Here is a 25,726-nt window from a genome sequence, read left to right as displayed (position 1 = left end):
TTCAAGGGGTTTTCATCATGCCCAGTTCAGCATCATCCATGAGCGCCTTGGCCAAGGCACAGAGGTAGTGCGAAGCCCAGATTAGCTGGGGTTTGTCTTCCATCAAGCCGTCCAGGGTCATATCTCGCGCGTAGCCCATCAGCTCCGAAGCTTGTTCCCGGGCGCTCTGGCAAGGGATGCCGGCTTCGATGCGGAACAGAGGATGGGTCTGGTTTTCACCTTGGTAGAAGGTGGTTTTGCCGACGGTGAATTTGGTTTCTTCTGTAGACATTGTTCAATCTCCCCGAAATCTCTAGTGCCTGGGCTGGCCCTATCGCCGGCAAGCCGAGCTCCCACAGAGGCAGCCCCAGGCGAATCATGATGCGGATTAATGCAGCGTCTGCGGATCTGCTGGTTTTTGGACCTGAGCCAGCGCTGATTCAAGCAACTTGCGGAGGGTCTCCAGCTCGTGCATTGACGCCATCATCAATACCGAGACGGGTGATCTCGGTTGCATCAAAACCGCTTGCTGAGCAACGGCTTCGGCGCATAGCGCGTAATCCGCGGCCATCAGCAGTGTGTCTTCCAGGGAGTGGAGTTTGCAGGGTGGATCGGGGACTATGTTCAGCATGGTGTAACCCTCAATTTGTGGTTGGGGACTACCGCCATTTGCTGTCAAACAAAGGGTGGCAGCTGTGCACGGGTTGACAGACCGGTCAAATTGAGAAACCCGGCGCACCCGAAGGCGCCCCACGCACAGCCGCCATTGAAGGCAAAGCTATGGATTGTAATTTGAGTCGGCCTGTCAAAGCCGGTCGTTGGATCGCAACGACTAGCCGAGACTAGTGGCCAACCTGGAACATCACAATGGCCCGCAGTATCTTTGGGAAATGCCCTACAAGAAAGGGGCAAAATCCGATTATTTCCCGTGAAGGGGTAACAATATGTAACTCCTACCTGAGCTAGTAAACTAACTGCGTTGGCCGAGAACTAGGATGATTCAAAGTGGCATTTCAGGCGCGGTCGGAGCTGCCAGCGAGCTCAATAAATTGCTGATGATGGAAATGCCAGATCCGCTTGGAGACACGAGCCAGTACGTAACGAGTACCCTCTTTGCCATGTCCCATCCTGGGAAGTCAGTTGCTCATTTCATGAGCAGTAGTCAGCCCCCTGTAAGTCGATCATCGCTCAGCTATTAGGCTACCGCGAGCCAGGGCTGATGCGAAGGAAGGTAGCACCGGGCCATATCCTTTCAAGCCGCATAAACCGAGCAAGAGGTTTCGCTGGAGGTAGCTAGCTGTGGATTGGCATTGGAAGCGCTCTCGGCTAACCGCATCAAGTCGTCTGTCGTAGAAGCGACACCAAGCGAAACGGCTGTAGTATCATTCTGGCACTACGCAGCCATCCAGAAGGGATTCAGATGCAAAAGCTATTCGAAGGTATCACCTGGAGTGACTGCCTCACCGTCAAAACTGATTGGGTCGAGAACTTTTTCCATCGGATCCCTGAGGTCTTGGATCTAAAAGTCCGGGCACATGCGTTGTCCCTGAAATTTTCAGGGAATCGCCAAGAAAGCCTCGCCTTAGCAAAATATGTCGGGAACAGAATCGAGCATTATGTGTTTGATAAAAACGAACTGGATGAATACAGAGCCAGAGACGAAAACCCGTTCCCTATGGCATCTAGCTTTTTTGCAAACACCGACCCAGTGTTCGACGGAAAGTACGGCGAACTAATACTTTATTTACTAGTGGAAGCTATTTTTGAAACTCCGATGGTATGCCATAAGCTAAGCTTGCTCACCAACGTAAAAGATCAAGTAAAAGGCGGCGATGGAATATTTTTTGGAAACAGGCACAACAACATATCTATATTAATCGGCGAATCTAAAATATACCAAGAGCTGGGCGGAGCAATTGGCAGTTCATTAGACTCAATCGACAGATTCAACCAAAACTACCTACCAAGCTCACTAGACCATGAGCTTTTCATCGCCCGTTCCAATATTTCAAAAAACTTCACTCTTGACCAAGCGAGGGCTTTACTTAAAGCATTTCGCCCTGGAACAGAAGAATACCAAGCCTGCAACAAAATATTCCCCATCCTCCTCATTTACGACGACAATAAAATTGACAGCATTGAGGAGGAAGCGACCAACAAAGATCACGCAGAAGAGCTTATTGCCGAGTGGATTAAAGAGCATGCCGCAGGAGCGGTCAAGAGCATAAGAGCTAGACTAGACAAAAAACCAGAATTACGAAAACTATTTCTCGAATTTTTCCTCATCCCAATGAGCAGCGTTGAAGTTTTTAAAAAGACCTTATTCAAACAAATTCACGGAATTGAATTCAAAGAGCCACCTAAGGATCCAAAGCCTAAGAAAGCAGCTAGGAAGACCAGCCAATGAACAGGGATTCTGAAACCCTCCCCCTTGAGGCGTCTAGGGATGAGGACTTCGTAGAGACTTATGACAAGCTGCTGAAGCATCTATTCCTCAGCAAGCAGGCCGGACCGCAGGAAGGGATTCTGATCTCACCTCAAAAACTTCAGCATGCTACATGGCTTGCCTCTATAATTTCTCTTAGCAAGTCTGAAACTCTGAAAAATCTTGCCAACTCGTTTGGGGCGTTATTACATCTTTACTCCCCCAACAACCCCACATATCAGCGCGCCTGCTACATTATCCAGTCCAGATCTGGAAATCTGCTTTCAAGCAGACATATACCCAATATTTTTGAACATGGTCAGTATCTGAATAGCTTCGGCGCTTTACTAGACCTTGAGCTAGGCGCTACGAGGGGGCGATTGACCCACAAACTGGAAGGCGCTGGAGAATTTGTATTCACAGACTACCAAGCGAGGCTATGGTCGGCGATCCAAAGCGGGTCTAACGTTGCCATTTCCGCACCTACATCTGCCGGCAAGTCATTCATAATCCGGCGATACATTGTTGAAAAACTGAGAGCCAAACCTGAAACCGCAATATTTGTAGTTCCGACCAAAGCGCTGATCAACCAGGTCAGCATGGACTTCAAGTCAGACCTAAAAGACAACGCCCACGTATACACAACATACCGCCCACAGGAAGAGGATGATAAATCCATCATTTACGTCCTGACTCCAGAGCGATGCAACAAACTCCTGCAAGACAAAACGACAAGACCACCTTCAATCATTTTCATTGACGAAGTACACAACCTTGAAGCAGAAGGTCGTGGCATGGTGTTTGAAAACTGTCTTTATGGCCTTGTCGCTCGATTCGCTAACAGCCAATTTATCTTTGCCGGCCCCTTTATTGAAGACATCGTCACCCCATTGAAAGAGCTTTCGGGGCTAGATCTCATTGATGAGACAACAGTAGCCAGCCCAGTATTCCAGATTAGAGCTGCCGTCACATTCCTTCCTAGGACTTCAACAGCCGAGTATCGTATTTTTAGCCAGACTGGTAACATCATATCAGGCACGACCGTCTTGAACAAGAAGCTATATTCAAAGGCGAAGGGCAAGAAAGGTGAGGCAATTTCAACCTTCTTGCAAAATCTTAAGCAGGACGAAAGCTGCATCATATTCGCACCACGTAAGTCCACCGCAGAAAGTTGGGCGCTTGAACTGCCACCCTCCAGCAAGGCTAATGTTGAGCAAACCGAGGCAATCGGTGAGCTCATCGACTTTCTGGCGGAAGAGATCCACCCCGATTACTCTCTGATCAGGACCCTGAGAAACGGCGTGGCATTTCACCACGCAGGACTTCCTGACATCGCTAGGATTGAGATCGAAGAGCTTTATTCACAAGAGGCAATAACTAATCTGGTTTGCACCTCTACACTCCTACAAGGCGTCAACCTTCCTGCTGACAAGCTTATTGTTATCAATCCAAAAAATGATACAACTCCACTCACGCCGTTTGAGTTCAAAAATCTGATTGGCCGCGCCGGGCGCATTAGCACGAACCTCTACGGCGAAGTTTATTGCCTGGAAGTCAAAGACGAAGAATGGGGGGAGGAAAAGCTCACCAATGAAGAAAAAAGCAAAATCAAGCCCAATACCACTTCAATCTTGCAGGAGCATACGGACACTTTAATCCGCCTGGCCACAGCAACTCGTGGCGAGATAGTCGAGGACTTGGAGGGCAGCAAGCTTTACACCACAATTTGCTATCTCAGACACTTGTTCGTCTCCGACCAAAAGCACTTTGATCGCCTACTAGATACGTCGAGAATAAATCCGCAGCACCGAACCCTACTTGAAGAGAAACTCTCTGGAATCAAAGATCAGCTTTCGATTCCCTTAGAGCTTCTTCGCCAGAACCCATACGTAGATCCGCTACTTCAAAATCAGCTCTACCTGAAAATCCATGCAGATCCATATGCATGGATCCCCACAAGCTTCCCCAACTCTCGACGTTCAACAACACCCACGGGAGAAATTGACTTCGAAGACCTGAATTTCTATGAGCAATTCGATAACATCGCCCGTAGGCTCGACTCAATCTTTCATATAGAGGCCGAGATAAATTCAAAATGGGGCGACTACATTGGTATCCGCCCATTGATCTATGATGCTTTCCAGTGGATGTCCGGAAAACCACATCGATACTTCATTGATAAGTTTCTAGTAAAGCTTACTGCAAACCATGACAACCCCGACAAAGATGATAGCTCGGATGGTAGCACTAAAACTCGAAGCGTAGACAGGGCAGCCAGCCACGTAACAAAGAATATTAGCAGCAACATCACATTCAAACTTGTCAAATACTTTTCTCTTTGGTCAGACATAACCAAGGCATGCCTACCAGAGTCAGAACATGAGCAGCATGCATATGCTCTGAGTTTACCCTCAATGATAGAACTCGGCAGTTACGACCCAAGAGTTCTAGAGCTAATGTCACTTGGCATAAATAGAAGCATTGCGCTCAAGCTACGCAAGGATCTGCCAACGAACGTAGAAAACGTTGAGGCCTGGCTACAAAAATACAATACTGCCGGGCTATCCCCCCTCCTCCGTAGATACCTCGAGCGCTCGGGGCTCACCCAAAGACACGAGCGGGAAGCATACTGACCTCTATGATGGAGCTGGACCACCAGCTCCATTAACCATTGAACACATTATACACCTACATTAATAAATCACCTTGAATGTCTTCGTTTTGGCTTGCACTTGATACTACAGCGCCACTCACTATTGAAAGAAACGACTCCTTTGAGGCCAGAGCAGCGTCCAGTAGATTTTGCTTATACAAAGAAACAAACAAGGCAATAGAATATGCTTGGCAATTAATAGATTTCTCTGGATTAAATTCAATATCAGTAAACGCTGAGTACGAAAGAATTTCATCAATGACATCTGGCGACTGCTTTTTCAATGCATTGATATACAGCCAATCATAAAAAGCCGTGCGCGGCTCCAGCTCCCAATCCGCGCCGTAAAAACTAAACCTCACCAACCTACCAGAGCTTTTTATTCTTTCATCGAGTTTTGCCTCTCGAGATGTCTTCGCAAATAAATCTTTAAAGGGGCCACCTCTCTCAAAGACCTTACTCCCCTGAAAGGCACACTCTACACTCATAGTGAAGTTTTGCTTTAAAGTGGTAAAGCTTAAGTTGAAAGCACTCAGTGCTACACCCAGCTTCTCCTTGGACTTACTTGAAACCTCCAGTATCTCACCGATAGTTGGCATAGCTTCCTTAGCAGCAGCGTGCAGCGAGTCAATCGATCGCTGCTTCTGAGCCACGGACATGCCAGGGAACCACTTGAAATCTACGGAGTTAGTCCGAGCGAGGGTTTCAGCCCCTGGCGTAGGGATGAAAACTGGTCTGAATGCCATCATTACTACCTTACGAATGAGCGCGCGGCAAAAAAACCGCTGCCAGAGCCCTGGATCAACAGTTTACGATCTCCACAGCGAGCTGCATGGAGGTTCCGAGCACTCTGGGTTTGAAAAGCCACCCCTGTGATCAGGTTCGGCTCAATATCATCGAAGACTAGCACCTCAGCTTGAGGATCAGTAGGGTCGAACTTTTTCAGCCTTTGCTCCTGACGTGTCCCTAGGCCATCAATCTCGTCGAACATGCCCTGGAAAGCGGTCAGCGTCTGCAGATTCGCAACGGTTTGCTGGGCCATCTCGTTTGTCGCAGCGTTGCGCTGACAAAACCCGCAATCCTTGGTCCAAAGCACGGACTCATCAATGCCAAGCACCACCCATTCAGTGTTTGGCTGCAGACGATACTTGTAAAACATGTGGTAGTTTGGAAATGCGATGGACAGCGAGGTGCCATCGAGGTGCCCGTCGAGGCGAAGCCCATCATTGATCACTGGCTGATTACACAGCGCCCCATGCTTGCTGACAGGGCGGAGACCATGCTGAAGAATCGAAGGGAGGTTTTCGAGCCGGGTGAAATGCACCAAGTAGGGAATCTCGCGTGCCTGACTGTAAGCTTGAATTTCGGATTTGGACATATGGGTACCTAATGAATTGCATGAGATACTCTGAGCCTAGTCAAGCGAAGCGGAATATGACGGCGAAATGCCAGCATATGTGTAAGCAAATGCTTCGTCCCCAATTCATTTACAATACGCAGTCCAGAGCTCATCGACCTGCGTTGTGAAACTCTGGCTCATCATCTCCCGCCGCATGCCCCAGCTTGGATCGACTGGCACGCTCGCCAGCCGCATCGTCCCTCTACCCCGCCTGGTGTTCATAGCATCAAGCACCCCCATGAGCTTTTCGCTCGTCAGCGGCTGAGGAACCGTAAATAGGTCACCAGTTAGCTAGTTGTGCTGAGTGAGTTCGAGGAGCAGCACCTCCGCCTTGCTGTAGCGGAAGCCCTCCCGGTAGACCGCTCCACACCCTCGGCTGCGCTGATCGCATCAAGACCGCCGTGGATGCCCGTACCGACGACAGTTTCGTGATCATGGCGCGTACCTGCGCCCCCCCGATTGGAATGGTGGCTGCATTTCCGCTCCCAGCCTCTACTTGTGCAGCAAGCTCATGCCTTTTGCCTGAAATCGAAAGTTCTGAAGTACTTTTGATCAATCTGTTGCCTCAGCAGGGATCGGTCTGAGCATGTTGGTTCTGCAGGAGCAGCTAGGAGAAGGTATGTCGCTTCGGCGTTGAATAGTCACGGCTCCCTACTGAGCACAACAATGACGACCATTTCTCCGGACTGGATCATCCCTTCCGCAATTCCATTCGAGCACCCTAAGGCGAAGACAACTTAGGTCGTGGGGAGAGCTGCCCCCGTTCTGAATCCGAGGTTTCGCTCAAGAATCGGGAAGGTTTGGGCTAAATTGCCCAGCAGATTTTCAGCTACCGGATGGACTGCTGGCAAAACAGCAAGGTTGAAATAGTACCCGTGGGCAGCTTGGATTGAATCCAGCAGTAGCTGCGAGAGGTGAACCGGCGAGTGGCTAGGGCTTGGCCTCTTCGCTGCTGAGCGTTGCGCATGCGCTGCCTGAGCCACCGTGACATGCTATGTATAGGAGCTATCCATTTTGGTCTCAAAAAATCATGACAGATGGTTTTTAGGGGCTAGCCCGGTTTCATTGGCTGGAATGCTGTCCGAATTCTTAGAAGCTCACCATTAGAGGGTTTCGACAAGACCATCATCTCCGTCTCCACCTGGCGTCTGATGAGCGAGCACTGGCCTACCTGAAGAACCACCCCAATGTGCACGGCGCCAGTGCCAACCCCGCGCCGCCTTGAGGAAATGAACGAGGTCTGAGCTTACCGGGGCTGCTTTGCAGCCCCTCTCCGTCTCAAGGCCGCGTCAGGGGTGCGCATTCATGGTTGTCGAAAGCTGCTTGCTATCACGCCCATGGACCATGCAATACAGCGCACCGGCCAGAATCAACCCCATCGCCCAACTGATATCCGCCCCCAGCCACTCGGCCACGAAGCCCGTGTAGAACGACAGCTTCATGAACGGGATGGTACCGATGATCGACACGGCGTACACACTCAGGCTTCGACGATTGAAGCATCCATAAGGCCCCTTGGCGTCATACAGCGCCCCCACATCATAGTGGCCACGGCACACCCAGTAGTAATCCACCAGGTTGATCGCGCTCCAGGGGATCAACAGGTACAACTGGCCGATCAGTATGTCGGCAAAGAACGTATCGAAATTGTATTGGGTAGCGATGGCGATCACCGTTGCCGCTGCGGTCAGCCCAGCCATTACTAGGGCTTTGGCAGTCGCGGTCACGCGCCGGATGGTCTTGAAGGCGCCAAAGATCGTGACCGACGACATGTATGCGCTGTACAGGCACAACACGTTGTACTGGATCACCCCCAGCGCTATCACTGCCAGCGCCAAAGGCGCCCACGGGCCGAACAACGCGGCAATGGCTGTGGCCGGGTCATGCCCCAGTGCCGACGGCAATGCCACTGCCACCAGCGCGCCCAGTGCCATCATGGCGAAGGAGCCCAGCGCACAACCGCAATAAGTGGCCCAGAACGTGGCGCGCGGGTTGACGTTGGCCGGGAGGTAGCGCGAGTAATCGGCCACATAGGGGCCATAGCCCAGCGTCCACGAGGCCGATTGGGCCACGATCAAGTTGAACGCGGTGAACGAAAAGCCGGTACTCACCGCCGTCGTGGTTGCCATGTCGCCGGGGTGCAGCAGGATCAACACCAGGGCGCCAGCAAAAACCAGCGTGGACAACAGACTCATCCACGCGCCCAGGCGGTGGATCAGTTCGTAGCCGACAAAGCCGATGACAAAGGTCAGCAAGCCAACCACCACAATGGCCTGGTCATCGCTCATGGGCACCAGCGCCTGCAGGGCATTGCGCATCAGCACACCGCTGGCGGCGAGGAACAGGACTGCGGCCGTGACCATCACCAGCAAAGGCAGCGCCGCCCCATGGACACCGAATTGCGCCCGGCTCTGGATCATCTGTGGCACGCCCAGGTGCGGCCCCTGGGCAGAGTGCGCGGCCATGAACACGGTGCCGATCAGGTTGCCGACCAACAGGGCCAGCAAGGTCCAGCCCAGGCTTAGTCCGGACGCCACGCCCAGGGTACCGACCATCAGGGCGGTTATCTGGAAGTTGGAGCTGAACCAGATGGTGAACAATCGTTTCGGCGTGCCATAACGCTCAGCGTGTGGGACGAATTCGATACTTCGCGTTTCTAGCTTCACGCCGGTCTCCCGATATTATTTTCATGATTATCGGGTAGGTACCGGCGGGATTTGGGTTCAGTAACGAACGCGTCATAGCTGGCTGCGCCATGGCTTGCTTGAAACCGTCAGGGTGCCCAGGCGGCTCATCCACACCGACGCCAGGATCACCGCCCCGCCGATGAACAGCCTGCCCAGTGGCTCGTCCTGGTTCCAGATCAGCAAATTGAGCAGCAACCCTACCGGCACGTGCAGGTTGTTCATCACCGCCAGCGTAGCGCCGGAAACCAGGCACGCGCCCTTGTTCCACCAGTACAGCCCCAACGCTGTCGGGCACAGGCCCAGGAACAGCAATACCAGCCACTGCACGTTGGTGGTCGGCAGGTGCTGGGCGTTGCCGAACAGCAGGAACGCCGGCAACACCACGAGCAAGGCGCCGAGGTAGAAGTAGCCAAAGCGCTTGTAGTGCGGCAGGTCGCTGGGGTGGCGGGCGACCAGGTGGCGGTACAGCACCTGGCCGGCGGCATAGGTGAAGTTGGCCAGTTGCAGCAGCAGGAAGCCGATGAAGAACTCGCCACTGATGGTGTCGAAGCGGATTACCGCAGCACCGGCCACCGCCACCAGCGCTGCCACCAGGGCCCAGGGGTTGAAGCGCCGGTTCAAGGCGTCTTCGATCAGCGTCACGTGCAAAGGCGTGAGAATGGTGAACAGCAGCACCTCCGGCACAGTGAGCACGCGAAAGCTCAGGTACAGGCAGACGTAGGTGATGCCGTACTGCAGCGCACCGATCAGCAGCATCGCGCGCATGAAGCGCGGCTCGACCTGGCGCCAGCGGGTCAGCGGCAGGAATACCAGGCCAGCCAGCACCACGCGCGCGAGCACGGCAAAGTAGCTGTCGACGTGCCCGGCCAGGTATTCGCCGATCAGGCTGAAGGAAAACGCCTGGATCAGCGCAACGATAATCAGGTAGCCCATGGTTGCCTCTCGGGGATCAAGGCCGCGACCTTAGCGGGTTGCGGGGAATGAGTTCAACCATGAGGAATGTGGGGCTGTGCCGGCCTCTTCGCGGGTAAACCCGCCCCCACAGGGACACCACTGATCTCAGGTGCCGTGATATTCCTGTGGGAGCGGGTTTACCCGCGAAGAGGCCGGCACAGGCCCCCACAAAATTCACAGGCATAAAAAAGCCCGGCCATGCAGGCCGGGCAGGTACACCCAAAGGAGCAAAACCAGGTGTCAGGGTTGGGAATTCGCTAAGCCTCAGGCCACCGCCGCCAGCCTGGCCTTGGCCTGGTTGACGCCCTTCTCGTGGAAGTCAGGGCTCATGTTCAGGCCTTCGGCATGGATGAATTCGACATCGTGAATGCCGATGAAGGCCATGACCTGGCGCAGGTAGGGTTCCTGGTGGTCGCTGGTGGCGCCAGCATGGATGCCGCCACGGGCCGTCAGTACGATGGCGCGCTTGCCGGTCAGCAAGCCCTGCGGGCCGGTGGGGGTGTACTTGAAGGTGATGCCGGCACGCAGCACGTGGTCCAGCCAGGCCTTGAGGGTGCTGGGGATGGTGAAGTTGTACATTGGCGCAGCCATCACCAGGACGTCGGCAGCAAGCAATTCATCGGTCAGTTGGTTGGAGCGTGCCAGCGCTTCCAGTTCGGCAGCGCTGCGTTGTTCTTCAGGCTTCATCCAGCCACCCAGCAGGTTGGCGTCCAGGTGTGGCACCGGGGTCACGGCCAGGTCGCGCACGCTGATCTGATCGGCCGGGTGGGCAGCCTGCCATTGCTGGATGAAATCACGGGTCAGCTGACGGGAAACGGAATCCTGCTGGCGGGCGCTGCTTTCGATGATCAGTACGCGGGACATGGGGTGCCTCCATCGGCAAAAAGGGTTGCGATTCGATGGAGGTGAGATTACGGCTTGACCTATCGATAAAAAAGCGTAAAAAATGGGTTCAATCTATCGATTTATCAGCTTATTCTGCCGTGCAGTTCAAGGCGATCCGTAGTTTGATGATTTGCCGGTTGAACTTGGCGGTGACATCGACGCTTTTACCAGCCGGTACGTTCACCCGGCGCACCCGTGGTGCTTCCGGGCCGTTGCGGAAGGTCACCTTGCACGCGGCCGGCACCTGCCCATAGTTGTTCAGGGTGATGGCGCCTATGTCGTAGGCCGTGTCATAGGCGGTGTAGTCGAGCTTGACCCCGGTCAGTTCCTTCTCCACGTCGATGGGATACGCCATGGCCCCGAGGGGCAGGCACATCAGTATTGCCGCACAACATTTCTTCATGGGCCGCTCTCCTTGAAAGAGCGCAGCTTAGGACAACAGGAGCGAAAGATGAAAGCGCCGCGCGTAACCCTTGACCAGTGGCGAACCCTGCAGGCAGTGGTCGATCACGGCGGGTTTGCCCAGGCTGCCGAGGCACTGCACCGCTCGCAGTCATCGGTCAGCTACACCGTGGCGCGCATGCAGGAGCAACTGGGCGTGCCGCTGCTGCGCATCGACGGGCGCAAGGCGGTGCTCACCGAAGCCGGCAATGTTCTGTTGCGCCGCTCGCGCCACCTGGTCAAGCAGGCCAGCCAGCTCGAAGACCTCGCCCACCACATGGAGCAGGGCTGGGAGGCTGAGGTCCGCCTGGTGGTCGACGCCGCCTACCCCAGTGCCCGCCTGGTACGTGCCCTGGCCGCGTTCATGCCGCAAAGCCGCGGCTGCCGGGTGCGCCTGCGTGAAGAAGTGCTCTCTGGTGTCGAGGAAGTGATGCACGAAGGCATTGCCGACCTGGCCATCAGCAGCTACAGCATCGGTGGCTATCTGGGCGCTGAACTGAGCGCGGTGGAGTTCGTCGCCGTCGCCCACCCCGAACACAGCCTGCACCGCCTGGGCCGCGAACTGACCTTCCAGGACCTGGAAAGCCAGTTGCAGGTGGTGATCCGCGACTCCGGCCGCGCCCAGCCGCGCGATGTCGGCTGGCTGGGTGCCGAGCAGCGCTGGACCGTTGGCAGCCTGGGCACCGCCGCTACCTTCGTCAGCAGCGGCCTGGGCTTTGCCTGGCTGCCCCGCCACATGATCGAGCGCGAGCTGCGCGAAGGCGTGCTCAAGCCGTTGCCGCTGGATCAGGGTGGCAGCCGCCACCCACTGTTCTACCTTTATTCGAGCAAAGAGAAGACCTTGGGCCCGGCTACGCAGATTCTCATCGACCTGCTGCGCAATTTCGACACTGCCCCCCTGGATGTGCCCTTCGCAGCCCCCCCGCAAGCCTGAGAGGACCGCGCCAATGGCCTATTTCGAACACGAAGGATGCGCACTGCATTACGAGGAATATGGCCAGGGTGAACCCTTGGTATTGCTGCATGGCCTGGGCTCCAGCTGCCAGGACTGGGAGCTGCAGGTACCGCTGCTCAGCCGCCACTACCGGGTAATCCTCATGGACATTCGCGGCCACGGCCGCTCCGACAAGCCACGCGACGGCTACCAGATAGCTACCTTCAGTGCCGACCTGCTGGCCCTGCTCGAACACCTGCATACCGGCCCCGTGCACTTCGTCGGCCTGTCCATGGGCGGCATGGTCGGCTTCCAGTTCGCCGTCGATCACCCGCAGTGGCTGCGCAGCCTGTGCATCGTCAACAGCGCCCCCGAGGTCAAGCGCCGCACCCGCAGTGACTGGGCATGGTGGCTCAAGCGCTGGGGCCTTGCGCGCCTGCTTAGTGTCGAAACCGTCGGCAAGGGCCTGGCCGAGCGCCTGTTCCCCAAACCGCAGCAGGCCGAACTGCGGCAGAAGATGGCCCAGCGCTGGGCCCGCAACGACAAGCGCGCCTATCTCAAGAGTTTCGACGCCATCGTCGACTGGGGCGTGCAGGAACGCATCGGGCAGATCCACTGCCCTACCCTGGTGATCGCCGCCGATCACGACTACACCCCGATACAACTGAAAGAGCGCTATGTCGCTTTGATGCCCCATGCCAGGCTGGTAGTCATCGACGATTCCCGGCACGCTACCCCCCTCGACCAACCCGAGGTCTTCAACCAGACCCTGCTGCAGTTCCTTGCAGCCGCTTCCACCTCTCAAGGATCTTTGAGCCCATGCTGAAAAAACTCCTGCTCACCGCCTGCTCGGTCGCCTTCGCCACCAGCGTCATGGCCTCCGACAAGACCCCGCACGTACTGCTGGACACCAGCTTCGGCCAGGTCGAAATCGAGCTGAATGCCGAGAAGGCGCCGGTCAGTACCAAGAACTTCCTCGAGTACGTCGACAGCGGCTTCTATAACAACACCATCTTCCACCGCGTGATCCCGGGCTTCATGGTCCAGGGCGGCGGCTTCACCGACCAGATGGTGCAGAAGAACACCCGAGCCCCGATCACCAACGAAGCCGGCAACGGCCTGCAGAACACCCGTGGCACGCTGTCCATGGCCCGTACCCAGGACCCGAACTCGGCCACCAGCCAGTTCTTCATCAACGTGGCCGACAACGACTTCCTCAACCCTGGACGTGACCGTGGCTATGCCGTATTCGGCAAGGTGACCAAGGGCATGGAAGTGGTCGACCAGATCGTCAATTCGCCGACCACCATCAAGAAAGGCATGCGCGATGTACCGGCCGACCCGGTCTACATCAAGTCGGCCAAACGCATCGACTGACCGCAGGCTTCACAGGGACGTGAAACCGCCTGAGGCCGGATGGAACAGGAGTGTCGTTACCCATGCTGTACCGTCGTTTTGAACAACTGATCGACATCTTCCGCGACGCGCCAAGCGAGTCGCCACCCGGCCAGGTGTGGCCGTTCTACCTGTACTACCTGCGCCAGGTGTGGCCGAGCTTTCTCGCCCTGCTGGTGGTCGGCCTGTTCGCCTCGCTGATCGAGGTGGCGATGTTCAGCTACCTGAGCCGCATCATCGACCTGGCCCAGGGCACGCCCAATGCCGACTTCTTCAGTGAGCACAGTGGCGAGCTGATCTGGATGCTGGTGGTGATCCTGCTGCTGCGGCCATTGTTCTTCGGCCTGCACGACCTGCTGGTACACCAGACCATCAACCCCGGCATGACCAGCCTGATCCGCTGGCAGAACCACACCTATGTGCTCAAGCAGAGCCTGAATTTCTTCCAGAGCGACTTTGCCGGGCGCATCGCCCAGCGCATCATGCAGACCGGCAACTCGCTGCGCGATTCGGCCGTGCAGGCGGTGGATGCGCTGTGGCATGTGCTGATCTACGCCATTACCTCGCTGGTGCTGTTCGCCGAGGCCGACTGGCGCCTGATGCTGCCGCTGCTGCTTTGGATCATCGGCTACATCGCCGCGCTGTACTACTTTGTGCCACGGGTGAAGGAACGTTCGGTGATTTCCTCCGACGCCCGCTCCAAGCTGATGGGGCGCATCGTCGACGGCTACACCAACATCACCACCCTCAAGCTGTTCGCCCATACCGACTACGAACAGCAGTACGCCCGCGAAGCGATCAGCGAACAAACCGAGAAAACCCAGCTGGCCGCGCGCGTGGTCACCAGCATGGACGTGGTCATCACCACCCTCAACGGTTTGCTGGTGGTCGCCACCACCGGCCTGGCGCTGTGGCTGTGGAGCCAGTCGCTGATCACCGTTGGCGCCATCGCCCTGGCCACCGGCCTGGTGATCCGCATCGTCAACATGTCGGGCTGGATCATGTGGGTGGTCAACGGCATCTTCGAGAACATCGGCATGGTCCAGGACGGCCTGCAGACCATCGCCCAGCCGGTCACCGTCACCGACCGGCCCAATGCGCCGGCGCTCAAGGTCACTCGCGGTGCGGTGCGTTTCGATGACGTGGACTTCCATTACGGCAAGGCCGCCAACGTGATCGAAGGGCTCAACCTGGACATCCGTCCGGGCGAGAAAATCGGCCTGATCGGCCCGTCCGGGGCAGGCAAGTCGACCCTGGTAAACCTGCTGCTAAGGCTGTATGACGTGCAAGGCGGGCGCATTCTCATCGACGGCCAGAACATTGCCGAAGTGAGCCAGGCCAGCCTGCGCGCGCAGATTGGCATGATCACCCAGGACACCTCGCTGCTGCACCGCTCGATCCGCGACAACCTGCTGTATGGCCGTCCCGGTGCCAGCGAGGCGGCGCTGCACGAAGCGGTGCGCCGGGCCCGCGCCGACGAGTTCATCCCGCAGCTGTCGGACGCCCAGGGCCGCACCGGTTTCGATGCCCATGTGGGTGAGCGCGGGGTCAAGCTGTCGGGCGGCCAGCGCCAGCGCATCGCCATTGCCCGGGTGCTGCTGAAAAATGCACCGATCCTGATCATGGACGAGGCCACTTCGGCGCTGGACTCGGAGGTGGAGGCAGCGATCCAGGAAAGCCTGGAGACGCTGATGCAGGGCAAGACGGTCATCGCCATTGCCCACCGGCTTTCCACCATTGCGCGGATGGACCGGCTGGTGGTGCTGGACAAGGGGCGGATTGTCGAGAGTGGCAGCCATACTGAGCTGCTGGAGCAGCAAGGCTTGTATGCCCGGTTGTGGCATCACCAGACCGGGGGGTTTGTCGGGGTGGACTGATTTCCTGTGCCGGCCTCTTCGCGGGCTTGCCCGCTCCCACAGGATCACCACAGACCTTGAAAACTGTGCCGTACCTGTGGGAGCGGGCAAGCCCGCGAAAAGGCCGGCACAGCCAATACAAAAGGATCAGTCCCGGCGATAGGGCAGCATCCCCCTGGCTTCCTCGGCATACGCCCGCACTCCGTCCCGCTCCTGTATCAGAAAATCCTCCACCGCCCGCCGCAACCCCGGGTGCAGCAGGTAGTGCCATGACCGCGTCAGCACCGGCTCGAACCCGCGAATCAGCTTGTGCTCCCCCTGCGCCCCGGCATCGAAACGCTGCAAACCCTCGGCAATGGCAAAGTCCATGCCCTGGTAGAAACAGGTCTCGAAATGCAGCCGGTCGAATTCATCCAGGCACCCCCAATAGCGGCCAAACAGGCTGTCGCCCCCCACCAGGCTCAGGGCCATGGCCACATCACGGCCACCCTGCCGCGCCATCACCACGCGCAGCGCCTCGGGCATGCGCTCGGCCAGCAGGCTGAAGAACTCGCGTGTGAGGTAGGGCGCACGGCGGCGCACGGCGTAGGTATTGGCGTAGCAGCGGTAGACGAAATCCCACTGCGCCTCATCCAGTTCCCCCCCAAGGTACCAGCGGAACTCGATACCGTGCCCGGCCACCTGTTCACGCTCCTTGCGCATCTGCTTGCGCTTGCGCGAACTCAGGCTGTCGAGAAAATCCTGGAAGTCACGGTAGCCGTGGTTGCGCCAATGAAACTGGCAACCCAGGCGCTCCATCCAGCCCGGCAGGCCGGCCAACTGTTCGTCCAGAGCAGGCTCGGTGAAATTTATGTGCACACCAGACAGCCCGCCCTTGCCCAGGTACTCAGGCAACGCCTGTAGCATCAGCAAGCCATCGGCAGGCTCGGCGGCGAGCAGGCGCGGGCCGCTGACCGGGCTGAACGGCACGGCACCGAGCAGCTTGGGGTAGTAGGCAATGCCGGCCCGCTCACAGGCATCGGCCCAGCCATGGTCGAACACGTACTCGCCAAACGAGTGCCATTTGCGGTACGCCGGCAGCAGCGCCCGTACCTGCCCGTCACGTTCCAGCACCAGGTGTTCGGCGGCCCACCCGGTGGTGCGTGCGACGCTGCCGCTGTCCTCCATGGCACTGAGAAACGCATGGCGCAGGAACGGTTGGCCGGCCGGCACCAGGGCATCCCAGGTGGCCGCCGGAAGATCACGCAAATGGGCAAGGCTGTACAGGCTGGTCACGGTTTTGGCTCGCTGTTTCAAGGTACCCAGTATCGCCAAGGAAGGCCCGCCACTCAAATCACCAACGCCGGGCCGGATCCTTTTAACTCAATTACTTAACGGCAGTGCCACCAATTCGACATTAATCTGTCATTCGCCCCCGCAATACTTGCGCCTGTTTTCCGGAACCCCAGAACCTGTCTATTCAGGCCCTTTCCGAAGACATGCCAATACAGGGGCGGGCGCTTGAGCCTCCCCCATCTTATTCAACAGGGAGAACCTTATGCGTCTTGTTTCTACACTTACCGGAGTGAGCCTCACCGGCATGATGCTGGCTCTGAGTACTCCGGCCAGTGCAGCTGTCGACGCCAAGCTGCTCGAAATGCTCCGCGCCAATGGCTCGATCAACCAGGCGCAGTACAACGAACTGCAGGCGGACCTGGCTCAAGAAACCAAGGAAAAGGCCGCTCAGAAAGCTCAGTCCGAACGGATGAGCTCCTTTGAACAAAAAGTGGCATGGGCCGCCAAGACCCAGGTCAAGGGGGATCTGCGCCTGCGTTACGAAGATGTCAACGTAGACGACCCGAACAGCAGCAGCGGCAACCAGGACCGCCAGCGCGTGCGTGCCCGTGTCGGCTTCTATAGCGAAATCAACCCGCAGGTCGACGCCGGCATCCGTATCGCTACCGGCAGCAGCGCCGACCGCCGCTCGACCAACCAGAGCTTCGACAACTACTTCGACAAGAAGTCGCTGTGGGTCGACCAGGCCTACCTTGACTGGCACCCGACCGCCGTTCCCAACCTGCACCTGATTGGTGGCAAGATGGCGCAGCCATGGGTGAGCATGGGCGACATCATCTGGGACAGCGACATCAACCCGGAAGGCGTGGCAGCCACCTACAAGACCGACCTGGGCGGGGCCGAAGTGTTCGCCAGCGCCGGTCAGTACACCCTCAAGGACAACGTCGATGGCGACGGTGTGCAATACAAGCATGACGCACAGGTTTACCACGGCCAGCTGGGCGCCAAGTTCGCGCCGGCAGATGTGCTCAAGCTGACCGTCGGTGCCAGTATCTATGGCTACGACAACGACAAGGAAGCAACCATTCTGCAGTCGTTCGGCAACACCACCAACGAATTCAACCTGGTGGAAGGCTTTGGCCAGCTGGACTTCACCGGCTTTGCCATACCGCTGTCTGCGTACGGCCAGTACGTGAAGAACACCGAAAGCACCGATGGCGAAGACCAGGCTTGGCTGGCTGGCCTGAAAACCAAGGTCGGCGCCTGGAGCCTGGACTACAACTACCGCGATGTGCAGCGTAACGCGGTGGTCAGCCTGTTCACCGACTCCGACTTTGGCAACGGCTTTACCGGTTCGCGCGGGCACAAGTTCAAGGTCGGTTATGAAATCGACAAGAACTTCTCCCTGGGCGCAGCTTACCTGATGGCCAAGACCGATCTGTCGCAATTGCCCAACAGCGATGCCGACGTAGATACCCTGCAGGTAGACCTGGAAGCCAAGTTCTAAGCCACACCCTGCACTGCGTCACCTGAAGCGGGAAATGCCGACCCCATCCGGCGTTTCCCGCTTTTTTTTGCCTGGTAGAAATGCGCCGGCCTCTTCGCGGGCTTGCCCGCTCCCACAGGATCACCACAGATCATGAGAACTGTGCAGTACCTGTGGGAGCGGGCAAGCCCGCGAAGAGGCCGGTACAGGCGCCAGATAAATCAGCGCTTGCGCAGGATCACGCTACCAATCGAATACCCCGCACCAAACGAGCTCAACACCCCCAGCGAGCCCTTGGCCAGGTCGTCCTGATACAGGTGGAAGGCAATCACCGACCCCGCCGAGCTGGTATTGGCATAACGGTCGAGAATCACCGGCGCATCTTCCTCGGCCACTTCACGCCCCAGCAGCTTCTTGACGATCAGGTGATTCATGCTGAGGTTGGCCTGGTGCAGCCAGAAGCGCTTCACATCGCTCGGTTGCAGCCCGTTTTCCTGCAGGTGCTCACCGATCAGCTCGGCTACCTTCGGGCACACCTCACGGAACACCTTGCGGCCTTCCTGGATGAACAGCTTGTCCGCCGCGCCCTCGCCCTCTTCCGCCGCGCGGTTGAGGAAGCCGAAGTTGTTGCGGATGTTGTTGGAGAACTCGGTCCACAGCTTGCTGCTGACAATGTCGAACTGGTGCGCCGAGGTGGCCTTGTCGGCACGCTCGAGCAACACCGCCGTGGCGGCATCACCAAAAATGAAGTGGCTGTCACGGTCACGGAAGTTCAGGTGGCCGGTGCACACCTCAGGGTTCACCATCAGCACCGCGCGCGCCTGGCCCAGGGCAACGCTGTTGGCGGCGGTCTGGATGCCGAAAGTGGCCGAAGAGCAGGCCACGTTCATATCGAAGGCAAAGCCCTGGATGCCAAGCGCCTGCTGCACTTCGATGGCGATGGCCGGGTACGGGCGCTGCAGGTTGGAGCAGGCGACGATCACCCCGTCGACATCGGCCGCCGTGCGACCGGCGCGCTCCAAGGCCTGCCGGGCAGCGGCCACGGCCATTTCGCAGAGCACCGATGGCTCGTCATTGGAGCGCTCGGGCAAGCGTGGCTTCATGCGCTGCGGGTCGAGGATGCCGGCCTTGTCCATGACGAAGCGGCTCTTGATGCCCGAGGCCTTCTCGATGAACGCCGCATCGGACAGCGGCGCCGCTTCGACTTCACCGCGCTCGATGGCAGCGGCGTTGTCCTGGTTGAACTGCTGCGACCAGGTGTTGAAGGAGGCCACCAGTTCTTCGTTGGAAATGCTCTGGGCCGGGGTGTACAGGCCGGTGCCGCTGATCACGACGTTATGCACGGTCGTTCCTCTGGTCAAAGGCCATCGCCACGGGGCGCTGGCTGGAAACATGACAGGTTAATGGCACTTTAGTACCAGTTTTCAGTCGAGGGCTGCGCCCTCGTTCGCGGGCACGCCCGCTCCCACAGGGATCGTGTCGCGCCGCGAAGGGCCGCAAAGCGGCCCCAAATTGCATCAATATTGCCACATCCGGGGAAGTTTAGCCCTCCACCTGGCTCCATTGCTTGCTCAATCGCTTGTCGGAAATCGGTACCTTGGTCCCCAGTTGCTGGGCAAACAGCGACACCCGATATTCCTCCAGCCACCAGCGGTACAGGGTCAGTTGCTCATCACGCTTGCCTTCCTGGGCATGCTTGTCGGCACGGGCCTTGTACTGCGCCCACAGGTTCGCCAGCTCACCACTCCACACCCGGTCCTTCTGCACCTGCGAACCCAGCTTCTCCAGGCGCAGTTCCACAGCTTTCAGGTAACGCGGCAGCTCCTTGAACCAGGCCGCCGGGGTTTCGCGCACGAAGCCCGGATACACCAGGTTGCCGAGCTGTTGCTTGATATCGTTCAACGCCACCGCCTGGCTCAGGTCGATCTTGCCCTTGAAGCGCTTCTGCAGCCCATGCCACAGCTTCAGCACTTCCAACGTCTGCCGTGCCAGGCGCTCGGCATGCTCGGCCCAGCTGCCGCGCTTGCGCTCGGCCAGGCCAGCCAGGGCCGCACCATCGCGTGGCAGCGGCTGTTCGCCTTCAAGGATGCAACTGTCCAGGCTGGCCAGCAGAATATCCTCGACCAGCGCCTCGACCCGGCCCATTTCCCGGTACAGCAGGCCCAGTTCGGTAAGCCCCGGCAGCTTGCCGCGCAGGTACTTGGCCGGCTCGGCCAGTTGCTGCAGCAACAGGCGCTGCAAGGCGCGGCGGTGCTGGAACTCGGCTTCGGCCTGGGTCGAGAAGCGCCCTTCGCGCACGGTGCCGCCCTCTTCCACCAGCGCCGGGTACACGGTCATCGACAGGCCGGCGATCTTCTGCTGCGCGGTCTGCTTCACCTCGCTGAAGGCCTTGGCCTGCACCGGCTGCTCGCTCCTGGCGTCACGCGGCACGGCCAGCGCTGCCTGGCTGGCGGCGGCAAAGCGCGCGGTCAGCTCTGCCAGATCGCGGCCCTCACCCAGGAACTTGCCCTGGCCATCGACCACTTCGATGTTCATGCGCAGGTGGCCTTCGACCAGGTTGACCGACTCGTCCCAGGCCTCGTCGGGCACACGGGCGCCGGTCATGCGCAGCAGTTCCTGGCCCAGGGCCTGCGGCAATGCGCCCTGGCCGAAGGTCATGCGCGCCAGCGAGGCCTTGACGAAGTCCGGCACCGGCACGAAGTTCTTGCGCAGGGCCTTGGGCAGGTTGCGCACCAGCGCCACGCACTTGGCTTCCAGCAGGCCCGGCACCAGCCATTCCAGGCGCTCGCCCGGCAGGCTCGGCAGCAGCGGTGCCGGCACCCGCACGGTCACGCCATCGCGGGGGTGGCCGGGCTCGAAGTGGTAACTCAGCGGCAGGCGCAGTTCGCCCACCTGCAGGCTGTCGGGGTACTGCGCGGCGGTGACTTCGCTGGCCTCGCGGGCCAGCACGTCTTCCTCGCGCATGATCAGCAGATTGGCGTCCTTCTGGCTGCCCATGCGGTACCAGCTGTCGAAGGTCGCGGTCTGGTGGATTTCCGCCGGCAGACGCGCTTCGTAGAAGGCGTAAAGCGTCTCTTCATCGGCAAGGATGTCGCGGCGGCGGGCCTTGGCCTCCAGCTCGTCGAGCTCTTCCAGCAGGCGCTTGTTGGCCGCCAGGCACTTGGCCCGCGACTGGATTTCGCCACCCACCAGGCCTTCGCGGATAAACAGCTCGCGCGAGGTGACCGGGTCGATCGGGCCGAAATGCACCGGCCGGCGGCCAACCAGAATCAGGCCGTACAGGGTGATCTGCTCGTAAGCCACCACCTGCCCGCGCTTCTTCTCCCAGTGCGGCTCGAAGTGGTTCTTCTTGACCAGGTGGCCGGCCAGCGGCTCGATCCAGTCCGGCTCGATCCTGGCCACCATGCGTGCGTACAGTTTGGTGGTTTCGACCAGTTCGGCCGCCATCACCCACTGCGGGCGCTTGCGCCCCAGGCCCGACGACGGGTGCACCCAGAAGCGCCGCTGACGGGCGCCCTGGTAATCGCCTTCTTCGGTCTTCTGGCCGATCTGGCTGAGCAGGCCACTGAGAATGGCCTTGTGCATTTTCGGGTAGTCGGACGGGTCCTTGTTCACTGTCAGCTGCAGGTCACGGCAGATCAGCGCCAGCTGGCGATGGGCATCGCGCCATTCGCGCAGGCGCAGATAGTTCAGGAAGTTCTTGCGGCACCAGTTGCGCAGCGGGTTGGCGGTCAGCGCCTGGCGCTGTTCCTCGAAGCCACGCCACAGGTTGACCAGCGCGGCGAAGTCGGAATCCACGTCCTTCCATTGCGCGTGCGCCTGGTCGGCGGCCTGCTGGCGCTCTGGCGGGCGCTCGCGCGGGTCCTGCACCGACAGCGCACTGGTGACGATCAGCACTTCCTGCAGGCTGCCCAGGCGGGCGCCTTCGAGCAGCATGCGGCCTAGCCGCGGGTCGATCGGCAAGCGCGCCAGCTGGCGGCCGATCGGCGTCAGCTGGTTCTCGCGGTTGACCGCCGACAGCTCCTGCAGCAGGTTGAAACCGTCGCTGATGGCCTTGCCATCCGGCGGCTCGATGAACGGGAAGGCGTCGATTGCGCCCAGGCGCAGGTGCAGCATCTGCAGGATAACTGCCGCCAGGTTGGTGCGCAGGATTTCCGGGTCGGTGAACGCCGGCCGGCTGTTGAAATCCTCTTCGCTGTACAGGCGCACGCAGATGCCCGGCTCGACCCGGCCACAGCGGCCCTTGCGCTGGTTGGCACTGGCCTGCGACACGGCCTCGATGGGCAGGCGCTGGACCTTGGCGCGGTAGCTGTAGCGGCTGATGCGCGCGGTACCGGTATCGATCACGTAGCGGATGCCGGGCACGGTCAGCGAGGTTTCCGCGACGTTGGTGGCCAGCACCACACGGCGCCCGGTGTGCGGCTGGAAGATGCGCTGCTGCTCGGCCGGCGACAGGCGCGCGTACAGCGGCAGGATCTCGGTGTGGCGCAGCTGCGCCTTGCGCAGGATCTCGGCGGCATCGCGGATCTCTCGTTCGCCCGGCAGGAAGATCAGCACATCGCCGGGGCCCTTGCCCTCACTCCGCTCGTGGAGCGCCAGCTCATCCAGCGTGGCGAGGATGGCCTGGTCGACGGTGAGGTCGTCCTCGATCTGGTTGCCCTCCTCGTCCTGCTCGCTGGTCAGCGGGCGGTACCAGGTTTCCACCGGGAAAGTACGCCCGGACACCTCGATGATCGGCGCGCCGTCGAAGTGCCTGGAAAAGCGTTCCAGGTCGATGGTCGCCGAGGTGATGATCAGCTTCAGGTCCGGGCGGCGGTGCAGCAGGGTCTTCAGGTAACCGAGCAGGAAGTCGATGTTCAGGCTGCGTTCGTGGGCTTCGTCGACGATGATCGTGTCGTAGCGCTCGAGGAAGCGGTCGTGCTGGGTTTCGGCCAGCAGGATGCCGTCGGTCATCAGCTTGACCAAGGTGTTGGCGTCGCTCTGGTCCTCGAAGCGCACCTGGTAGCCGACCAGCCCGCCCAGCGGCGTGCCCAGTTCTTCGGCGACCCGCGCGGCAACGCTGCGGGCGGCGATCCGGCGTGGCTGGGTGTGGGCGATCAGGCCATGGCTGCCACGGCCCAGTTCCAGGCAGATCTTCGGCAACTGGGTGGTCTTGCCCGAGCCGGTTTCGCCCGCGATCACCAGCACCTGGTGTTCGGCCAGGGCTTTCTTGATTTCGTCACGCTTGGCAGCGATTGGCAGGCTGTCGTCGTAGCGCACGGTCGGCACGCTCTGCTGGCGCGCAGTGACCTGGGCACAGGACGCCTGGACCTTTTCCACCCACTGCGCCAGCTTGGCCTCGTCTGGGCGCTTGCGCAGTTCGTGCAATTGCCGGCGCAGGCGATGGCGGTCGGCGATCATGGCGTGGTCGAGGTTTTGCAGCAGTTTGTCGATGGCGTGGTCAGTCATGGGGCTTTTTAGTGATGCAGGTGGGCCTGCTTTTTCATGATCGGCATTCGAAGGATGCGCGATTGTCGCAGATTTGCCGGTTCTCTGCTGCCTGTGCCGGCCTCTTCGCGGGCTTGCCCGCTCCCACAGGGACCGCACAACATTCAGCCTTGATGCAATCCTGTGGGAGCGGGCAAGCCCGCGAATAGGCCGGCACAGGCAGCCAAATGTTTAGCCAAGTGCGATGTAAAGGTTGCCATTCACTGGTTTAATCAACCTTACGCCGCATGTGAGTATCAAAGGCATGATTCCCGCCCAGCCCATCGCCCCACCGTCGTCCCGCCCTTCGCAAGCGAAGGCCCGGCGCCGTGCCGGTGAAAATCCGCTGGTCCACATCATCCTAGCCTTCTGGGCCCTGTGGCACTGCCGTCACGCACGCCCACCGGATATCTCGCTCTCGCCTTTGTGACCAAACCCGGCCGTCGTCTGGCCGTTTGACTCAGCCGGGCCGCCTGCATGCGCGGTGGCCCGTGCACCCGCGAGCGAATTCATCATGCACTTTGCACCCGTAGAGCAGGCCAGCCGTTTTCTGGCCGACAACCCCGATATCGAGCTGTTCGAATTGTTCATCCTCGACGCCAACGGCGTACCGCGCGGCAAGCTGCTGCACCGCGAGGAACTGCTGGCCGTGTACCAGAGCGGCCGACCACTGCCCAGCACCATTCTCGGCCTGACCCTGAACGGCGACGACGTGGAAAACTCCGGCCTGGTGTGGGAGGTGGGTGATATCGACTGCCGCGCCTACCCGCTTGAAGGCAGCCTGGTGCGCCTGCCCTGGCGCCGGGTGCCAACCGCCGCGGTACAGGTGAGCATGCACCCGACCGAGGGCCTGCCGGCCAGCATCGCCGACCCGCGCCACGTGCTGCTGCGTACCGTCGAAGCACTGAAGGCCGATGGCTACCACCCGGTGATGGCCTGCGAGCTGGAGTTCTACCTGCTCGACCAGCAACCCGATGCCCAGGGCCGCCCGCAACCGGCACTGGACAACGACGGCGGCCGCCCCCGCACCACCCAGGTGTATGGCCTGCGCGAACTGGAGCAGATCGAGCCGTTCCTTGCCGACCTCTACGCCGCGTGCAAGGCCCAGGGCATCCCGGCCCGCACGGCGATTTCGGAATATGCCCCCGGCCAGGTGGAAATCACCCTCGAGCACGGCGACGCCTTGCAGGCAATGGACCAGGCCGTGCGCTACAAGCGCCTGGTCAAAGGCATTGCCCATGCCCATGGCATGCAGGCCTGCTTCATGGCCAAGCCGTTCGCGCAACTGGCCGGCACCGGCATGCACATGCATCTGAGCCTGGCCGACAGCGCCGGCAACAACCTGTTCGCCAGTGAGGACAAGGCCGGCACCCCGCTGCTGCGCCAGGCGGTGGCCGGCATGCTGCGCCACCTGCGCGAATCGCTGCTGCTGTTTTGCCCCAACGCCAACTCGTTCCGCCGCTTCCAGGCCAACAGCTATGCACCGCTGGCGCCGACCTGGGGCGTCGACAACCGTACCGTGAGCCTGCGCATACCGGGCGGCCCGGCCAACAGCCGGCATGTGGAGCACCGCATCTGCGGCGCCGACGCAAACCCCTACCTGGCCGCTGCGGCGATCCTCGCCGCCAGCCACCGCGGCATCCGCGAACAGCTGGACCCGGGGGCACCGGTGCAAGGCAACGGCTATGCCCAGGCCACCGAACACCTGCCCACCGACTGGCTGACTGCCCTCGATGCCCTGCAGCACTCCAGCTGGGCGCGCGAAGCACTGGGCGAGGACTTCCTTGGCGTGTACCTGAAGGTCAAGCGCGCCGAGTACCGCCAGTTCATGGCCGAAGTCAGCGAGCAGGACTGGCGCTGGTACCTGCACCAGGCCTGAGCCCCCGGATTA

20 protein-coding genes and 1 pseudogene are annotated in these 25,726 nt (G+C 59.4%); 9 read left to right on the top strand and 12 right to left on the bottom strand.

Annotated elements, in window-relative coordinates; translation table 11 throughout:
* Position 1: 1 nt before the first annotated feature.
* Together CAF70_RS11715 and CAF70_RS11710 are read right to left on the bottom strand one after the other, a co-directional pair.
* The gene (locus CAF70_RS11715) at positions 2–271 is read right to left on the bottom strand and encodes a DUF3077 domain-containing protein (RefSeq protein WP_019471426.1); all 270 of its coding nucleotides are present in this window, start codon (positions 269–271) and stop codon (positions 2–4) included.
* A 96-nt stretch (positions 272–367) separates the two neighbouring features.
* Positions 368–610, bottom strand: coding sequence for a hypothetical protein (locus CAF70_RS11710; RefSeq protein ID WP_085623045.1), 243 nt, complete (start codon positions 608–610; stop codon positions 368–370).
* Between the two features lie 789 nt (positions 611–1,399).
* On the opposite strand from CAF70_RS11710, the gene CAF70_RS11705 reads away from it, so the two are divergent.
* Together CAF70_RS11705 and CAF70_RS11700 are read left to right on the top strand one after the other, a co-directional pair.
* The gene (locus tag CAF70_RS11705) at positions 1,400–2,386 is read left to right on the top strand and encodes a DUF1837 domain-containing protein (protein WP_085623043.1); all 987 of its coding nucleotides are present in this window, start codon (positions 1,400–1,402) and stop codon (positions 2,384–2,386) included.
* Positions 2,383–5,037 (top strand): DEAD/DEAH box helicase, encoded by a 2,655-nt coding sequence (locus CAF70_RS11700; protein ID WP_085623041.1) that lies wholly within the window; start codon positions 2,383–2,385, stop codon positions 5,035–5,037. The genes CAF70_RS11705 and CAF70_RS11700 overlap by 4 nt, the downstream gene beginning before the upstream one ends.
* A 55-nt stretch (positions 5,038–5,092) precedes the next feature.
* Here the strand turns inward: CAF70_RS11700 and CAF70_RS11695 are convergent, their stop codons facing one another.
* The 3 genes from CAF70_RS11695 to CAF70_RS28130 form a co-directional block, all read right to left on the bottom strand.
* Positions 5,093–5,803 (bottom strand): hypothetical protein, encoded by a 711-nt coding sequence (locus tag CAF70_RS11695; protein ID WP_085623163.1) that lies wholly within the window; start codon positions 5,801–5,803, stop codon positions 5,093–5,095.
* Positions 5,804–5,808: 5 nt separating this feature from the next.
* A complete protein-coding gene (locus CAF70_RS11690; RefSeq protein ID WP_085623039.1) occupies positions 5,809–6,435 on the bottom strand; it encodes a DarT ssDNA thymidine ADP-ribosyltransferase family protein in 627 nt (208 codons plus the stop codon).
* Between the two features lie 105 nt (positions 6,436–6,540).
* The gene (locus CAF70_RS28130; RefSeq protein ID WP_371915947.1) at positions 6,541–6,651 is read right to left on the bottom strand and encodes a DUF4113 domain-containing protein; all 111 of its coding nucleotides are present in this window, start codon (positions 6,649–6,651) and stop codon (positions 6,541–6,543) included.
* 188 nt (positions 6,652–6,839) lie between these two features.
* On the opposite strand from CAF70_RS28130, the pseudogene CAF70_RS27880 reads away from it, so the two are divergent.
* Positions 6,840–6,909 (top strand): annotated as a pseudogene (locus CAF70_RS27880) (hypothetical protein); the annotation flags it as partial.
* Between the two features lie 836 nt (positions 6,910–7,745).
* Here the strand turns inward: CAF70_RS27880 and CAF70_RS11680 are convergent.
* From CAF70_RS11680 to CAF70_RS11665, 4 genes are all read right to left on the bottom strand, one after another.
* Positions 7,746–9,122, bottom strand: a complete 1,377-nt coding sequence (locus CAF70_RS11680) for a cytosine permease (RefSeq protein ID WP_085623037.1) — start codon at positions 9,120–9,122, stop codon at positions 7,746–7,748.
* A gap of 72 nt (positions 9,123–9,194) precedes the next feature.
* Positions 9,195–10,076 carry a carboxylate/amino acid/amine transporter gene (locus CAF70_RS11675; protein ID WP_085623035.1) on the bottom strand — a complete coding sequence of 294 codons (882 nt, stop codon included), beginning with the start codon at positions 10,074–10,076 and terminating at the stop codon, positions 9,195–9,197.
* Between the two features lie 285 nt (positions 10,077–10,361).
* On the bottom strand, positions 10,362–10,961 hold the full coding sequence (locus tag CAF70_RS11670; RefSeq protein WP_085623033.1) for an FMN-dependent NADH-azoreductase: 600 nt from the start codon (positions 10,959–10,961) through the stop codon (positions 10,362–10,364).
* A gap of 109 nt (positions 10,962–11,070) precedes the next feature.
* Complete coding sequence (locus CAF70_RS11665) at positions 11,071–11,385, bottom strand: hypothetical protein (protein WP_003254609.1); 315 nt, start codon at positions 11,383–11,385, stop codon at positions 11,071–11,073.
* Positions 11,386–11,433: 48 nt separating this feature from the next.
* Between CAF70_RS11665 and CAF70_RS11660 the strand changes: the two genes are divergently transcribed.
* From CAF70_RS11660 to CAF70_RS11645, 4 genes are all read left to right on the top strand, one after another.
* Positions 11,434–12,357: a LysR family transcriptional regulator gene (locus tag CAF70_RS11660; protein ID WP_012273620.1), complete on the top strand. Its 924-nt coding sequence runs from the start codon at positions 11,434–11,436 to the stop codon at positions 12,355–12,357.
* Positions 12,358–12,370: 13 nt separating this feature from the next.
* On the top strand, positions 12,371–13,183 hold the full coding sequence (locus CAF70_RS11655; RefSeq protein WP_085623031.1) for an alpha/beta fold hydrolase: 813 nt from the start codon (positions 12,371–12,373) through the stop codon (positions 13,181–13,183).
* Positions 13,177–13,734 carry a peptidylprolyl isomerase gene (locus CAF70_RS11650; protein WP_063912933.1) on the top strand — a complete coding sequence of 186 codons (558 nt, stop codon included), beginning with the start codon at positions 13,177–13,179 and terminating at the stop codon, positions 13,732–13,734. The genes CAF70_RS11655 and CAF70_RS11650 overlap by 7 nt, the downstream gene beginning before the upstream one ends.
* 62 nt (positions 13,735–13,796) lie before the next feature.
* Positions 13,797–15,629, top strand: a complete 1,833-nt coding sequence (locus CAF70_RS11645; protein ID WP_085623028.1) for an ABC transporter ATP-binding protein — start codon at positions 13,797–13,799, stop codon at positions 15,627–15,629.
* Between the two features lie 126 nt (positions 15,630–15,755).
* Here the strand turns inward: CAF70_RS11645 and CAF70_RS11635 are convergent, their stop codons facing one another.
* Positions 15,756–16,883, bottom strand: a complete 1,128-nt coding sequence (locus CAF70_RS11635) for a GNAT family N-acetyltransferase (RefSeq protein ID WP_085623162.1) — start codon at positions 16,881–16,883, stop codon at positions 15,756–15,758.
* 262 nt (positions 16,884–17,145) lie between these two features.
* Here CAF70_RS11635 and CAF70_RS11630 point away from each other — a divergent pair, with 262 nt between their 5' ends.
* Complete coding sequence (locus CAF70_RS11630) at positions 17,146–18,390, top strand: putative porin (RefSeq protein WP_023660852.1); 1,245 nt, start codon at positions 17,146–17,148, stop codon at positions 18,388–18,390.
* A 200-nt stretch (positions 18,391–18,590) separates the two neighbouring features.
* On the opposite strand, the gene CAF70_RS11625 is transcribed toward CAF70_RS11630, so the two are convergent.
* Complete coding sequence (locus CAF70_RS11625; protein WP_015271305.1) at positions 18,591–19,712, bottom strand: beta-ketoacyl-ACP synthase III; 1,122 nt, start codon at positions 19,710–19,712, stop codon at positions 18,591–18,593.
* Between the two features lie 199 nt (positions 19,713–19,911).
* Positions 19,912–23,817 (bottom strand): ATP-dependent RNA helicase HrpA, encoded by a 3,906-nt coding sequence (hrpA, locus tag CAF70_RS11620; protein ID WP_085623024.1) that lies wholly within the window; start codon positions 23,815–23,817, stop codon positions 19,912–19,914.
* Between the two features lie 532 nt (positions 23,818–24,349).
* On the opposite strand from hrpA, the gene CAF70_RS11615 reads away from it, so the two are divergent.
* Complete coding sequence (locus tag CAF70_RS11615; protein ID WP_085623022.1) at positions 24,350–25,714, top strand: glutamine synthetase family protein; 1,365 nt, start codon at positions 24,350–24,352, stop codon at positions 25,712–25,714.
* Positions 25,715–25,726: the final 12 nt, after the last annotated feature.

This window comes from Pseudomonas sp. B19(2017) (assembly GCF_002113165.1).
Taxonomy (GTDB): domain Bacteria; phylum Pseudomonadota; class Gammaproteobacteria; order Pseudomonadales; family Pseudomonadaceae; genus Aquipseudomonas.
This window is presented reverse-complemented; position numbering and strand designations above follow the sequence as displayed.

Coding starts and splice junctions, on each gene's coding strand:
- CAF70_RS11715 (WP_019471426.1), bottom strand. CDS start 271: ATGTCTACAGAAGAAACCAAATTCACCGTCGGCAAAACCACCTTCTAC.
- CAF70_RS11710 (WP_085623045.1), bottom strand. CDS start 610: ATGCTGAACATAGTCCCCGATCCACCCTGCAAACTCCACTCCCTGGAA.
- CAF70_RS11705 (WP_085623043.1), top strand. CDS start 1,400: ATGCAAAAGCTATTCGAAGGTATCACCTGGAGTGACTGCCTCACCGTC.
- CAF70_RS11700 (WP_085623041.1), top strand. CDS start 2,383: ATGAACAGGGATTCTGAAACCCTCCCCCTTGAGGCGTCTAGGGATGAG.
- CAF70_RS11695 (WP_085623163.1), bottom strand. CDS start 5,803: ATGGCATTCAGACCAGTTTTCATCCCTACGCCAGGGGCTGAAACCCTC.
- CAF70_RS11690 (WP_085623039.1), bottom strand. CDS start 6,435: ATGTCCAAATCCGAAATTCAAGCTTACAGTCAGGCACGCGAGATTCCC.
- CAF70_RS28130 (WP_371915947.1), bottom strand. CDS start 6,651: ATGCGGCTGGCGAGCGTGCCAGTCGATCCAAGCTGGGGCATGCGGCGG.
- CAF70_RS11675 (WP_085623035.1), bottom strand. CDS start 10,076: ATGGGCTACCTGATTATCGTTGCGCTGATCCAGGCGTTTTCCTTCAGC.
- CAF70_RS11670 (WP_085623033.1), bottom strand. CDS start 10,961: ATGTCCCGCGTACTGATCATCGAAAGCAGCGCCCGCCAGCAGGATTCC.
- CAF70_RS11665 (WP_003254609.1), bottom strand. CDS start 11,385: ATGAAGAAATGTTGTGCGGCAATACTGATGTGCCTGCCCCTCGGGGCC.
- CAF70_RS11660 (WP_012273620.1), top strand. CDS start 11,434: ATGAAAGCGCCGCGCGTAACCCTTGACCAGTGGCGAACCCTGCAGGCA.
- CAF70_RS11655 (WP_085623031.1), top strand. CDS start 12,371: ATGGCCTATTTCGAACACGAAGGATGCGCACTGCATTACGAGGAATAT.
- CAF70_RS11650 (WP_063912933.1), top strand. CDS start 13,177: ATGCTGAAAAAACTCCTGCTCACCGCCTGCTCGGTCGCCTTCGCCACC.
- CAF70_RS11645 (WP_085623028.1), top strand. CDS start 13,797: ATGCTGTACCGTCGTTTTGAACAACTGATCGACATCTTCCGCGACGCG.
- CAF70_RS11630 (WP_023660852.1), top strand. CDS start 17,146: ATGCGTCTTGTTTCTACACTTACCGGAGTGAGCCTCACCGGCATGATG.
- hrpA (WP_085623024.1), bottom strand. CDS start 23,817: ATGACTGACCACGCCATCGACAAACTGCTGCAAAACCTCGACCACGCC.
- CAF70_RS11615 (WP_085623022.1), top strand. CDS start 24,350: ATGCACTTTGCACCCGTAGAGCAGGCCAGCCGTTTTCTGGCCGACAAC.